Genomic DNA, 13,886 nt, shown 5'->3' on the forward strand with positions numbered 1-13,886 from the left:
ATAGCAGTATATAAAAATGCCTTCTGATTTTTTTCAGAAGGCATTTTTTATGCAGTTTAATCCTGGTGGATTGGCTCATGATTGGCGTGACAGGCATCTGCGCATTCTTCACAGGCAACCGCACATTGCCTGCAATGTTCGTGATCATGTTTACTGCATTCAGCTGCACAAAGTCTGCAGATCTCTTCACATAATAACAAGTATTGGCGACCAATGATTGAATCGCGTTGAAGCAATCTGGCGGCTTGTGTGCAAATGTCAGCACAATCTCTATCGAGTTTAATGCACTCAATCATCATGTTAATATCTTCTTCTTTTAAGCATGAAGAGGCACAGTGCTCGCAAGCCATTGCGCAATCTAATAAGGCCTGAATCAAGGCGTGGTTATTTCTCGTTTCCATATCGCAGGTGTTTGATTAGAACTTGTTTTGTTAATTAAATAACCTATTGAGGCATGAAGTGTTTTAGGAAAATTATTTTTTTCAGGTGGAAAAGCTGGTGTAAAGAGGTACTTTTAATATGCTTTTTTGATTAAACCTAACGATTCTCTTGGTACTGATGAATTAAATTAAGGGTAATTAAGTGGGTTTAATTGCCAACCAGTCATGTATTTAGGATTAATTTAACTATTTTAAAATAAAAAATTGATTTATAGGTATTTAACCATATCTTTGGTGCAAATTAAAATACAATATAATGCAACAAGGAACAGTAAAATTTTTTAATGAAACTAAAGGTTTCGGATTTATCACTCCATCTAATGGCGATGCCGAAATTTTTGTTCATGCTTCAGGCTTAATCGATAACATTCGTGAGAATGATACCGTAAACTACGATGTAGAAGAAGGTAGAAAAGGCCTAAACGCGGTAAATGTAAAAGTAGCTTAAGAAAACTCAATCACATAAATCGTAAAAAGTCCCGATGCAAATCGGGACTTTTTTTATGCATGGATTTTCCATTTACTCCTCTGGTAAATTCTAAAGAAATCGTTAACAAAATACTTTGCCGATTTTGTGATGTTGTCAGTGTAGAAATTAATTAAAATTCCTTGTGGTGCATTTACTAGTTTCATGTAAGTTAGAATTTGTGCTTCATGTACAGGTAATATGTTGGTAATTGCCTTTACCTCTACAACAATCGAATCTTCAATCAATAGGTCTAAGCGCAAATCGATATCCATTTCCATTTCATCATATATTATTGGTATGAGGAATTGTTGCGATACCTTAAACCCATTTTTTTCTAACTCATATCGTAAACATTTTTCGTAAATACTTTCCATTAGTCCGGGTCCCAATGCTTTGTGCACTTTAATTGCACAACCAATGATCTCAAAAGATAATTGGGTAATTTCTTTTTTTGTCATCTTTAGTCAGATATGTGCGATGAATGTATAAAAACCAGGGATGGTCAAAAATAATAGGGAGTTTTCAGATTAAATATAGATTTAATTATTATGAAATACAATTAAGACATTAAGATTTGGGTTTATCGTTGACTAAATTCTCAATGGTAATGGTTTCTGTTACGATTAAGGCATTAAGGGAATTAAGATTTGGGTTTATCGTTGCCTAAATTCTTGATGGTAATGGTTTCTGTTACGATTAAGGCATTGAGGGAATTAAGATTTGGGTTTATCGTTGCTTAAATTCTTAATGGTAATGGTTTCTGTTACGATTAAGGCATTGAGGGAATTAAGATTTGGGTTTATCGTTGCTTAAATTCTTAATGGTAATGGTTTTGTTGCGATTAAGGCATTAAGGGAATTAAGATTTGGGTTTATCGTTGCCTAAATTCTTAATGGTAATGGTTTCTGTTACGATTAAGGCATTAAGGGAATTAAGATTTGGGTTTTATTGTTGCTTAAATTCTTGATGGTAATGGTTTCTGTTACAATTAAGGCATTAAGGGAATGAGATTTGGGTTTATCGTTGTCTAAATTCTTGATGGTAATGGTTTTTGTTGTGATTAAGGTATTAAGGAAATTAAGACCTGGGTTTATAATTAAAAGACTGCGATTTGAAAATGAGAGCCTGATAATTTCAAATTTCTTTAATTGTTGCGAATAAGCTTTAGAATGTTTCTAAATAAATGTTTTATCGCCGTTTTGTCATAATCGTTTATAAATTAAACTCATAATTAAATACTTTTGCAAGAAATTTAGATATAAATCCTAATCAAATGAGTGGTTTCGGAAATGCTTTTTCTTCTTCTATTGGGAAGAAATTCATCATGGGTGTTACAGGTTTGTTCCTGATACTCTTTTTAATTGTACACGCTGGTATCAATTCGTTAATTTTTCTTGACGATAATGGCCTAAAGTTCAACATTGGGGCGCATTTTATGGCCACCAACTGGATCATTAGGGCTGGAGAATACATTTTATTCGTGGGTTTGTTGGTGCATATCTTTCAAGCTTTAAGATTAACAATTCAAAACAGAAAAGCAAGGCCAGAACGATATGTGGTTAATAATGGAAATGCCAATAGCAAATGGTATAGCCGTTCAATGGGGCTGTTGGGTACATTACTTCTTATCTTCCTGGTTATTCACCTGAAAGATTTTTGGGTAGTATCTCGTTTTACAGGCATCCCAACTGTTGATGCAAATGGAAATGAAGATCTTTATGCGGTAATGAGAGAGAAATTCCAGGATCCGGTAAGAGTAGTTGCTTATGTATTGTTAATGATTTCTTTATGTTATCACTTATTACACGGTTTTGCTTCCGCATTCCAAACCATGGGATGGAATCATTCAAAATATAATGGCATAATTAAAAGTGTAGGCGTTTGGTATTCCATCATTATCTCGATCATCTTCGCGTTAATGCCTATCGCAGTTTACACAGGTTTAATTAATTAATTTTTAGCACGAAAGAGATATGTCAGATATTAATTCAAATATTCCAGAAGGCGATTTAGCCACAAAATGGACAAAATATAAGTCTTCTGTGCCTTTGGTAAACCCGGCAAATAAAAGAAGTATTGAAGTTATTGTTGTGGGTTCAGGTTTAGCAGGTGCTTCTGCAGCAGCTACTTTGGCTGAAATGGGTTATAAAGTAAAATGTTTTTGTTTTCAGGATTCTCCGCGAAGAGCACACTCCATTGCTGCTCAAGGTGGTATCAATGCTGCGAAAAATTATCAAAATGATGGTGACAGCGTTTACCGTCTTTTCTATGATACCATTAAAGGTGGAGATTATCGTGCCCGCGAAGCGAATGTTCATCGCCTGGCAGAAGTAAGTGCCAATATTATAGATCAATGCGTAGCGCAAGGTGTTCCTTTAGCTCGTGAATACGGAGGTTTATTAGATAACCGTTCATTCGGCGGTACCCAGGTTCAACGTACTTTTTATGCAGCAGGCCAAACTGGTCAGCAATTATTACTTGGTGCATATTCTGCTTTAGAACGCCAAATTGGTATGGGTAAAGTAGAAATGTATACCCGTCATGAAATGCTTGAGGTTGTTAAAATTGATGGCAAAGCCCGTGGTATTATTGCACGTAACTTAATTACCGGAGAAATTGAACGTCATTTCGGCCATGCGGTTGTTTTAGGAACAGGTGGTTACGGTAACGTCTTCTATCTTTCTACAAACGCCATGGGAAGTAATGTTACAGCAGCATGGAAGGCGCATAAACAAGGTGCTTACTTTGCAAACCCTTGTTACACTCAAATTCACCCAACTTGTATCCCGGTTTCAGGCGATCATCAATCTAAGTTAACCCTGATGTCTGAATCGTTACGTAATGATGGACGTATCTGGGTTCCTAAAAAGAAAGATGATAATCGTAAAGCTTCAGAAATTCCTGAGGATGAAAGAGATTATTATTTAGAACGCCGTTATCCTGCTTTCGGTAACCTGGTGCCTCGTGATGTGGCTTCCAGAGCCGCCAAAGAGCGTTGTGATGCAGGTTATGGGGTAGGCGCATCAAAACTGGCCGTTTATCTGGATTTCAAAGCGAATACAGAACGTTATGGCCGTATTGAAGCTTCCAAAGCAGGTAATCATAATCCTGATAAAGAGACTTGCATGCGTTTGGGTACTGCAGTTATTAAAGAAAAATACGGTAACCTATTTGATATGTATGCGCAAATTACTGGTGAAAACCCATACGAAACACCAATGCGTATTTATCCTGCAGTTCACTATACAATGGGCGGCCTTTGGGTTGATTATAACTTAATGACATCGGTTCCTGGTTTATATTGTACAGGCGAGGCTAATTTCTCAGATCACGGTGCTAACCGTTTAGGTGCATCAGCTTTAATGCAAGGTTTAGCCGATGGATATTTCGTTCTTCCATATACAATTGGGGCCTATTTATCAAAAGAAATTTCAGTAAAAGCTATCCCAACAGATCATCCTGCATTTGTGGAAGCTGAGGAAAGAGCTAAAGGAATTTTGAACACCTTAATCAATATCAAAGGAACTAAATCTGTTGATCATTTCCACAAACGTTTAGGTCACATCATGTGGGAGAAATGTGGAATGGCCCGTAACGAGCAAGGTTTGAAAGAAGCCATTGAAGAAATCAGAGCTTTACGTGCTGAATTCTGGAGCAATGTTCGTGTACCAGGCTCAGTTGATGAATTAAATACCGAATTAGAGAAAGCAGGCCGTGTGGCAGATTTCATTGAATTAGGTGAGTTAATGTGTATTGATGCTTTAAACCGTAACGAAAGTTGTGGTGGTCACTTCCGCGAAGAATATCAAACTGAAGAGGGCGAAGCATTACGTGATGATGAAAATTACGCATACGTAGCGGCCTGGGAATTTAAAGAAGGTGTGAACTTCGAACTGCATAAAGAAGAGTTGAAGTTTGAAAATATTAAAGTAGCACAAAGAAGTTATAAATAGTAGCAAGACATGAGTATCAAGATTTAAGTATCATGTATCAAGATTTCAAACGCTCTTTATACTTGATACTCACTACTCGATACTAATGGTTGATACTTAAATCTCAATATCATGAGTACAGGAAATATGAACTTAACGCTAAAAGTTTGGCGTCAGAAAAATAACAAAACCAAAGGTGCTTTGGTAGATTATCAATTATCTGATATTTCGCCGGATATGTCTTTCTTAGAGATGTTCGATGTGTTAAATGAACAATTAATTAACAAAGGAGAAGAGCCGGTAGTATTTGATCACGATTGTCGCGAAGGTATTTGTGGCATGTGTTCTATGTTTATCAATGGCCGTCCGCATGGGCCAAAAGATTTAGTTACTACTTGTCAGTTACACATGCGCTCTTTTAAAGATGGAGATACCATTGTGGTTGAACCATGGAGAGCTGCTGCATTTCCTGTAGTTAAAGATTTAACTGTAGATCGCTCTGCATTTGATCGGGTTATTGCTGCTGGCGGATTTATCTCCGTAAACACAGGGAATGCACAAGATGCAAACAATTTGCCAATTCCAAAAATGCAGGCCGATGCCGCTTTCGAAGCTGCTGCTTGTATTGGTTGTGGTGCCTGTGTGGCAACTTGTAAAAATGCTTCGGCCATGTTATTTGTATCAGCTAAAATTTCTCAATTGGCATTATTGCCACAGGGTCAGCCAGAGCGTTATCGTCGTGTGCAAAGCATGGTGGCGCAAATGGATGCTGAAGGTTTCGGTAACTGTACAAATACAGGTGCTTGCGAAGCAGAATGCCCTAAAGGGATTTCTTTAGAAAATATTGCTCGTATGAACCGCGATTTTGCTTCGGCAAAATTCATTTCTGAAGAAACAGTTTAAAAATATACTGTGTATTCAGCTTAAATTGCTGAGTCTTAAGCCTCAAACTTAGTTTGGGGCTTTTTAATTGTGGCCATTTTTAAAGGATAATTTAATGTTTTTATGATTTATTTATTCATACGAAAACATATGAAAGTTTTTGGGCCAAATCGAAACGGATTATAATAAATCAGCAACAAAATAAAAGTTTGTGAAAATGGCAACAATCCTATGTTGGCATATTAAAAAATTATCTAAATAAAAATTTTATTTTGTAATATTTGCATATACTTTAAAAAATTCATAAATTTAGTGTTCCGAGACAGGAGAGAAAACATAAAACCCCGGCTATTTTAGCTGGGGTTTTGTGGTTAATGGATATTATTTAATTATCGATCGAGATTGAAATTTACGTTTATATTGTATCTTACCCTCACAGGAACTCCAAATTGTATACCCGGTGTCCATTTAGGCGAAGCAGAGAGTACTCTAACCGCTTCCTCATTAGTTTCCGGACTTAACCTCTTGTCACTTTAATATTTGTTAGCTGACCATCTTTTTCAACAATAAATGATAGAAAAACCCTTCCGGATATGTGGTTTTTACGTGCTTCCTTAGGATATTTAATATTTGCATTTAAATAATCGTAAAAGGCTTTTATTCCTCCCGGGAACTGCGGCTGCTTCTCCATTGATATAAAATCAAAAACCCCATTCGGAATAGAGTCTCTTGAAGGTGGATTGGTTTTAGGTTTCGTACCTGCATCTGATTCGGACTTGAAATTGATTTTGGAAATTTTTTCTTCTATGGTAAGGTTTTCAGGGCTATTTTTTTTAGCCTTGGTAATCACTATTATAAGATCTTTGTCATCATTTATGCCAAATAATTCCTTATGCTTCTTTTGTTTTATAACTGTGAGAGATTCGATGCTTTCCTTGTTAATTTTTGCTGCTTCCTCTCTTAGCACTAATTTTCCATCAATAAGAAACAATAAATTTTCACTGGAGGCTGGGGGTTGTTGCGCTGCTACGCTTAGTGTACAGCATACAAAACCCAAGAACGTTAATAACAATTTTTTCATTTTCAAATATAACTGTTGGCAGCATAAATGACAAAAATCGCATGTTTCTTAATCTTAAATTAAGAAACATGCGATTTTAAATAATCCGAGAGCTTAACTTAAAAAAATTAACTCAATGAGAAATTCACTGTCATATGATATTTAGCCTTAACCGGACGACCATCTGTTCCGATAGCGGGGTTCCACTTTGGTGCGGATTTCATTACTCTTAATGCTTCTGCATCGGTTTCTTTAGATAAGCTTCTTGTAACCACTATATCTGTTAACGAACCATCTTTCTCAACATAAAAAGTTAAAAATACTATTCCCTGTATGTTATTTTTTTTTAGCTTGGTCAGGATATTTGATGTTTTTTACCAGATAACTGTAAAGCTTACTTGTGCCTCCAGGGTATTCAGGGGCTTTCCCATTTAGAGCCTTGGTTTTTTTCTCTGCTCCCTTTTGAGATAAGTTAAAATTAACATTGATGTTGTATTTAACCCTAACCGGTTTGCTATTAATTAAACCAGGATTCCAATTCGGCGAATTTTTGATTACTCTGATTGCTTCTGCATTAGTTTCTGCTGAAAGCCCTCGTGTAACCACAACATTTCCCAGGCTTCCGTTTTTTTCCACAACAAAGGATACAAATACCTTTCCTTCTGTTTTGTTATTTTTTGCTACCTCGGGATATTTTATCTCCTTTGCCAGATAATCATAAAACTTAGCAATACCACCCGGATAAGAAGGTTGCTGATCAACCGAGGTAAAATCTACTACTTTTTCGTTCTGTGCTTTGACCGAATTAGTAAACATGGCAATGCCCGTTAGGGCTAAAATCATTAGCTTTCTCATCATAAATTTTATAAAATTGTTTAACTAGTTTTTCTTTGGAGAATCTTTTTTAGTTGCTTTTGTTGTGATGATAACTACACCATCTTTTGCCTTTTCTCCATATAATGCTGAAGTTCCTGCTTCTTTTAGAACAGTTACAGACTCAATGTTTTCAGGGTTTAAGCTTTTGATATCAAATATTTCCTTGCCATCGACAATATATAGCGGCTCTTTGCCTTCTATTTTGAGGTTGCTGCGCTTCCATGAAAAATTATTTGAATTTTTGCCTTTAAGATAAATTGATTGTGGACGTACACTTAAGCCCGACACTTTTCCATTTAGCGTAGAATCCGATTTTAAAAATAGCTTCCCTTTAATGGATGATTTACTGTTTTTCGTTTTTATTTCGATTACCCCATTGCTTCCTTCCGCACCATATAAAGCTATAGCAGATTCATCTTTATAAATATTGATCGACTCAATAGTGTTCGGATCAACTTCTTTTAAGGCATTGGTGCCACGAATCAATTGTTTGCTACCGTCAATGATAATCAGCGGATCATTACCGCCTGGTTTGGATGTACCTTGCAAAATAATATTGTCAGATATTTTTATCGTGTCTGTGGTTTGCGCATAACCTTTGAACGTAAACGTTATGGCAATTGCTGCTATTAATATGGTTTTCATAATGTAGATTTTGGTATTGTTACTGTTTAATATCGTAAGCAGATGGTTTATTTATTGTTATTTCCTTTTGATCTGATTTCATTAATAAATTATTCTTTTTCCCTGCTTTTGTTGCTATTAATAATACGCCGTTTTTTGCTTTGTAGCCGTAAGAGTTTGTCGCGAGCTGATCTTTAAGAACTGAAATAGATTCTATATCATTCGGATCTAAGGTGCTCAGTAAATTATTATTTAACAGTCTGATACCATCAATAACAACCACTCCATTAAATGTGCCGTCACTTAATTTAATGGAGCTGTTCTTTTCGGTTGATCTTAATAGTAAATTTTGTGTTTTAACCGTAGGATCGGGAGTTGTGCCCTGATCGTTCTCCGAACTGAGTGTAAAATTCACATTAATGTTGTATTTTACCCGTACTGCTTTACCTTCAGCTAATCCTGGGTTCCATCTTGGTGATCCGCTGATTACTCTAACTGCTTCTTCGTCTGTTCCGCTACCCAATCCGCGTGTTATTTGTACATCAGTCAGTGCGCCATTCTTCTCAACAATGAACGATAAAAATATCTTTCCCTGAACGTTATTTTCTTGTGCCAATTTGGGGTACTTGATACTTTTGCTTAAATATTCGTAGAATTTTTTAATTCCACCCGGAAATTCAGGCTGTTTCTCAATGGATACGAAATCGTATATTTTATCGATTTTTTCATCAGTAATATTCTCTCTAACCGGGTTCGAGTAACCTATTACGTTGATATCAGATAGCTTCTTATGTGAAGGCAACAACAGGGCTTTTTCATTTTTAATTTTAGAGTTGTTGTCCGTTAATCTAAAATCAACCTTTAAAACATAATTCCCATCAGGTAAATTTTTGAAATCTTTGTAGGATAGCAATGATTTCATTACTTCTTCATCACAACCATCTCCTAAATCCAATACGGTGCTTACATTGGTTACCTTATTGTTTTTAAGGGTAAACTTAATTTGTGTATTGCCTTGTAAATTGTTTTTCTGTGCATCAACAGGATATTTTATCGATTTTGCCATAAAACGATAGAAATTAGTCCAGTTGCCATCAATTTTTTCTGTTGATGGTTTAATCACACTTTTTGATAATCTTTCGTTCACGAATTCTTCTTTAGGCGCTACCATCTCCTGAACGATTTCAATGGGTTTTTCTAAAGGGATCTGCTCTGAGATGGCGATAAGTTTTTTGTTTTTACGAACAGTGGCAGAAGAAAAGACAATAAGAAGTGCAAATAATGGTATAAAAAAGCCATATTTCATGATCGCTATTTTCTTTGATCGTTCTTTTTGCAACATAAAAATCCGCTTCTTAATTAATGATTTATCAAAAAAACCATTGGCCAACCTGTTTGGCGAAACTCCGAAAGATTGGCTCAAAATTAGCATGGCATACTCGGCTTTATCACCTTGAAATTTTGCGGCTTGTTCATCAGCCAAAAACTCATGAATATTTTTTATCGATTTTTTATAAAAATAAATGATTGGATTTAGCCAGGTAATCACACCCAGTATTTCAAAAAATAGAATATCTACCGTATGCCATTGTTTAATGTGTGCTTCTTCATGAATATCAATCACATCAACCAGCGGTAAATCCTGATCAACGATTTTGTTTTTTAAAAATGAAAATGCCGAACCAGCCTTAGCTGTATTTATTAAGTTTTTAACTGCTAACAAGTTAAGTACTAACCTACCCAAGAAAAATAATATACCTGCACAATAAATATAAACAAATGCACTTCCCCAGTTAAAACCAGTATTGCTTTCGGTTACTATTGTTGCCTGTTGTAATACGGCCTCCCAATTAACCGATGTGTAAACCTGTTGGGCTGCTTTCTGTTCTGTTAGCCATTCTAATCTAATAAATGGTATAAATAATGATAAAAGTCCTGCAGTTACAAGATAAGCTCGGTTCAGCGAAAAATAGGTTTCCTTATCTAACAGTAATTTATAAAAGCCGTAAAAAACAATTAAGTATAAGTTTACCTGAAGTAGGTAGTGGGCAAAACTCATTTTGGTGTGTGTTTAATTTTATCAATCATTTTTAAAATTTCATCAACATCACTTAAGTCGAGTTTTTCTTCTTTAACGAAAAAAGAGAACATACTCTCAACAGAATTTTCAAAATAGTTACCGAGTAATTTTTCGGTAGCGTGACGTTTATATTCTTCTTTGCTAATCATGGGATAGTACTGATGGGCCTTACCAAAAGCCTCGTGGCCAATAAAGCCTTTGGTTTCCAAAATCCTGATGATTGTTGATACTGTATTGTAGGCTGGTTTTGGTATTGGCAATTCATCAATAACATCTTTAACAAATGCTTTTTCCAACTGCCAGAGTACCTGCATAATCTGCTCTTCGGCTTTGGTTAAATCTTTAATTTCCATAATAATTTAGTAATAAGGATAATAGCAATATATATTGCTAACTAAAGTTAAAACTAATTTTTTAGTTATCCAAATTTTAACAAGAAATTTTTTAGGCTGGCAAGATTATGGCTAAACAGTACTATATTACAATAAGATCGTTCTTGATTGCATAAACCACTAAACCGGTTCGCGATTTAATATTTAGCTTGGCAAAGAGAGATTCGCGATAATTATCAATGGTTCGCGGGCTTACATTCATTATATCTGCAATTTCACGGTAGGTTAATTCGCTGGCGCAATGTTGCAGAAAGGCAAGCTCTCGTATACTAAAAACGGGTTTTGAGTCTCCATCTTTTATTGCAACAAAAAGTCGTCCTGAAACGAGGTCGTTAACAAAAAATCCTTTTTCTGTGATGGCCTTTATAGCCGCAAGTAGCTCAAGAGGAGTGGATTCTTTTAGCATATAACCACCTGCACCTGCTTTAAGCATTCCTATAATTGCTTTTTCATCCTCCAGCATGCTTAATGCCAGTACATTAATGTTTGGATAATTTTCCTTAATCCATTTTGTGGCGGCAAAACCATCCATTACTGGCATATTAATATCCATCAGGATAAGCTGAACATCAGGATAATTTTTTATTTTATTTTGAAGATCCTGCCCGTTTACCCCTTCAAACAGCACTTCAATCTCATCAAATTCATCTAGTAAACTGGCTAATCCGGAACGAAAAAGTGTATGGTCATCAACAATAGCAATAGAGATAAGTGGAGTTGACATGATTTAAGGATAGGGGATTTCGATTAATATATTGGTGCCGTTATTCGGTGCTGAATTTAATATTAATTTTCCATTGATCATCTCAATTCTTTTCGAAATTGAATTTAAGCCCATGCCCGATTTCTTTGCTTTTATTCGTTCATAATTAAAACCAACTCCATTTTCTTTTACACTGAGATGCAGTATATGATTATCATGGTAAAAGTTGAGGCTAATGATTGTTGCATTAGCATGTTTGATAATGTTATTGATAATTTCCTGAAGCAAGCGCAAAATGATAAGATCCTTATCTGGAGAAGTTTCCTTCAGATCAAACAGTTGGTTACTTACGCTAAGTTCGAATGTTCCTGTTTTTTCCAGCCAGTTTATTTCTTGCTGTATGGCATTGCCAATGCCAGTTTCGACAATTTGTTCGCCATGCAGCAATTTTGCCAGCTCTCTTAATTCCTTTATTGATTTGTTTACTAATGATAAAGAATTTTCAATTTTTTGTGCTGCTTTTTCGCTATTGTTAAGGTTAACTGAATTTAGTGTTAATGTGGTTAAACTTAAGAGCTGGCCAACATTATCATGCAACTCTGTGGCTATGGTTTGCATTGTCTTCTCCTGAACTTCAATACGGGTTTGCAACATTTCAGACTCAAACTCTCTTCTCATGTTTTCTTTTTCTAAGATATGATTCTTCTTATGTCTGTTATAAGATCGAATGTACATCATGAGAAAAATTGGCATGAGTAAGAAAATTAGAGTTGCTACAGCAATTAAGATTGCAATTTTCGTTGTTTCGCTCTGCATATATAGGAGTATGTCCAAAGGCCGTAAAGTATAAAGCATAAAATAACAAAAATCAGATACGTTAAGCTCATATGACCAAAAATATTTATGGTCAAAACATCATAGAAAATGTTTGATATTGTACTGCCAAAATAATAGAAAAGTACTCCCGCTATCCACCAAAATTCGGGATTCGTTCTAATATCAATAAAAGATGAATCTTTTAAAAGAAGGTAATAATAATAAAGTGTAAATATTACAAATATTACCGACATTACACTGATCGTTATAGAATTATAAACTAGAAATCCCCTTATTATAAAAGATGAAAAGTATATAATACAGGTTAATATCAGTCCGAATATCAATGCTGTTTTTTGCTTGGTATATATCTTCAGACAATGATGAATACCATAAAAGATAAAACTAGCCTCAAAGAATATAAATATGTTGTATAACCATAGGTTATGGATGCCCAGGCCGCCCATGTAGCTGCCGGCCAATTCTACTGTAAATACAAGAATTTGGTAACACAAAGCTAATCGCCAGAAGAGTGTTTTGTCTTTAATTAAAAAGACAACAGCAACTGCAAGACAGGTCAGTTCTATACAAACAATGGGGTTAAAAAGGAGCATATGTTAAAGCTCTACTCCTTCGCATCGATGAGGGCAAACATTACCTCTATTCTCTATGTCATCTGTATCATCTTTATGTTCTTCAGTTAAATCGCCTAATTTATTGGTTTGTCCAGCTGCAAAAGTAGGAACAAGTAATACTGTATTTCTACCTTCATGTTCCTGAGGCAACCCATCTAAAGAATCTTTAGTGTATTGAGCGAAATAAATTCTTAACCCATCATGTTTGCCATCACTTAGTTTTTTTGCTATTTCTAAAATCTGCTCGGCTGGAAACCACACTGCTTTGGTGTAAGATTTCGGATCTTTACTTGCTTCTTTAGCATAGGCATTCACCATTTCTTGTGCTACCTCCTTGTCAATGGGTTGAAAATTTGCTTCTTTGTTCATAATAGTTTTAAGAGTTTGTTTTTTTTTCTAAAGTCGTTATTTAGAAAGTTTCTGGCAATAGGCATATTCGTTTTTAGATACCGTAAAATTACCCTTTTATTTAGGGTGATTTATACTACTCATAAATCAGTACAACCAATTACTTTTGAAATACAATAACAAACCAAAAGTTTATTATTGAAACACCAAAAATTGTCTATCCTTAAAGGATACGCCTTTTGGTATTTAGCAGAACTAAAATATTACGCCATTAAATATATTTAATTATAAAAGATGATAAACAATATCCTACTTCAAGATCATCACGACTCTATAACTGAACGGGAGGTTGAAATAGTGCGGCTTTTATCAAAAGGTTATAATAGTAAAGAAATTGGTGATTTGCTCTCCATCAGTGAGCATACGGTTAATACTCACCGGCGAAATATGGTAAGAAAGCTTGATTTAAGAAATTCTTACCAGTTAATTGTATGGGCATTTAAAGAAAAAATATTATCCTATAAGGAATAAAGATTTGCATTTTTAACGCATCTCTCTCTAAACAGCAAAGCCTGCTTTTTTGATAGTAATATCAAAAGGCAGGCTTTTGTTTTGAAATTAGATTAATC

General features: G+C 35.2%; 16 protein-coding genes. 5 read left to right on the forward strand and 11 right to left on the reverse strand.

Annotated elements, in window-relative coordinates; genetic code table 11:
* Positions 1–56 precede the first annotated feature (56 nt).
* Positions 57–401, reverse strand: coding sequence for a four-helix bundle copper-binding protein (locus tag DU508_RS08250; RefSeq protein ID WP_115402344.1), 345 nt, complete (start codon positions 399–401; stop codon positions 57–59).
* A gap of 295 nt (positions 402–696) precedes the next feature.
* On the opposite strand from DU508_RS08250, the gene DU508_RS08255 reads away from it, so the two are divergent.
* Entirely contained in the window at positions 697–888 is a 192-nt protein-coding gene (locus DU508_RS08255; RefSeq protein WP_010599638.1) for a cold-shock protein, read from the forward strand.
* A 53-nt stretch (positions 889–941) separates the two neighbouring features.
* Here the strand turns inward: DU508_RS08255 and DU508_RS08260 are convergent, their stop codons facing one another.
* The gene (locus DU508_RS08260) at positions 942–1,367 is read right to left on the reverse strand and encodes a GxxExxY protein (RefSeq protein WP_115402345.1); all 426 of its coding nucleotides are present in this window, start codon (positions 1,365–1,367) and stop codon (positions 942–944) included.
* An 815-nt stretch (positions 1,368–2,182) separates the two neighbouring features.
* Here DU508_RS08260 and DU508_RS08265 point away from each other — a divergent pair.
* The 3 genes from DU508_RS08265 (at position 2,183) to DU508_RS08275 (ending at position 5,744) form a co-directional block, all read left to right on the forward strand.
* A complete protein-coding gene (locus DU508_RS08265) occupies positions 2,183–2,863 on the forward strand; it encodes a succinate dehydrogenase cytochrome b subunit (protein ID WP_115402346.1) in 681 nt (226 codons plus the stop codon).
* Positions 2,864–2,882: 19 nt separating this feature from the next.
* Positions 2,883–4,862 carry a fumarate reductase/succinate dehydrogenase flavoprotein subunit gene (locus DU508_RS08270; protein WP_115402347.1) on the forward strand — a complete coding sequence of 660 codons (1,980 nt, stop codon included), beginning with the start codon at positions 2,883–2,885 and terminating at the stop codon, positions 4,860–4,862.
* Between the two features lie 111 nt (positions 4,863–4,973).
* Positions 4,974–5,744 (forward strand): succinate dehydrogenase/fumarate reductase iron-sulfur subunit, encoded by a 771-nt coding sequence (locus DU508_RS08275; protein WP_115402348.1) that lies wholly within the window; start codon positions 4,974–4,976, stop codon positions 5,742–5,744.
* Positions 5,745–6,240: 496 nt separating this feature from the next.
* Here the strand turns inward: DU508_RS08275 and DU508_RS08285 are convergent, their stop codons facing one another.
* The 9 genes from DU508_RS08285 to DU508_RS08325 form a co-directional block, all read right to left on the reverse strand.
* Entirely contained in the window at positions 6,241–6,804 is a 564-nt protein-coding gene (locus tag DU508_RS08285) for an energy transducer TonB (protein WP_115402349.1), read from the reverse strand.
* 107 nt (positions 6,805–6,911) lie between these two features.
* Positions 6,912–7,145 carry an energy transducer TonB gene (locus tag DU508_RS08290; protein ID WP_115402350.1) on the reverse strand — a complete coding sequence of 78 codons (234 nt, stop codon included), beginning with the start codon at positions 7,143–7,145 and terminating at the stop codon, positions 6,912–6,914.
* Complete coding sequence (locus DU508_RS08295; RefSeq protein ID WP_199562672.1) at positions 7,120–7,641, reverse strand: energy transducer TonB; 522 nt, start codon at positions 7,639–7,641, stop codon at positions 7,120–7,122. The genes DU508_RS08290 and DU508_RS08295 overlap by 26 nt, the downstream gene beginning before the upstream one ends.
* Before the next feature lie 21 nt (positions 7,642–7,662).
* Positions 7,663–8,304, reverse strand: a complete 642-nt coding sequence (locus DU508_RS08300) for a TonB-dependent receptor plug domain-containing protein (RefSeq protein ID WP_115402352.1) — start codon at positions 8,302–8,304, stop codon at positions 7,663–7,665.
* 19 nt (positions 8,305–8,323) lie between these two features.
* Positions 8,324–10,342, reverse strand: coding sequence for a M56 family metallopeptidase (locus DU508_RS08305; RefSeq protein ID WP_115402353.1), 2,019 nt, complete (start codon positions 10,340–10,342; stop codon positions 8,324–8,326).
* On the reverse strand, positions 10,339–10,716 hold the full coding sequence (locus tag DU508_RS08310; protein WP_115402354.1) for a BlaI/MecI/CopY family transcriptional regulator: 378 nt from the start codon (positions 10,714–10,716) through the stop codon (positions 10,339–10,341). The genes DU508_RS08305 and DU508_RS08310 overlap by 4 nt, the downstream gene beginning before the upstream one ends.
* 121 nt (positions 10,717–10,837) lie before the next feature.
* The gene (locus DU508_RS08315) at positions 10,838–11,479 is read right to left on the reverse strand and encodes a response regulator transcription factor (protein WP_115402355.1); all 642 of its coding nucleotides are present in this window, start codon (positions 11,477–11,479) and stop codon (positions 10,838–10,840) included.
* Positions 11,480–11,482: 3 nt separating this feature from the next.
* Positions 11,483–12,136, reverse strand: a complete 654-nt coding sequence (locus DU508_RS08320) for a sensor histidine kinase (RefSeq protein ID WP_158542140.1) — start codon at positions 12,134–12,136, stop codon at positions 11,483–11,485.
* A 755-nt stretch (positions 12,137–12,891) separates the two neighbouring features.
* Positions 12,892–13,278, reverse strand: a complete 387-nt coding sequence (locus DU508_RS08325; RefSeq protein WP_115402357.1) for a hypothetical protein — start codon at positions 13,276–13,278, stop codon at positions 12,892–12,894.
* Positions 13,279–13,551: 273 nt separating this feature from the next.
* Between DU508_RS08325 and DU508_RS08330 the strand changes: the two genes are divergently transcribed.
* Entirely contained in the window at positions 13,552–13,788 is a 237-nt protein-coding gene (locus tag DU508_RS08330; RefSeq protein WP_115402358.1) for a response regulator transcription factor, read from the forward strand.
* The last annotated feature ends 98 nt before the right edge of the window (positions 13,789–13,886 follow it).

Origin of the sequence: Pedobacter chinensis, from assembly GCF_003339865.1 — a bacterium.
Lineage (GTDB): Bacteria > Bacteroidota > Bacteroidia > Sphingobacteriales > Sphingobacteriaceae > Pedobacter > Pedobacter chinensis.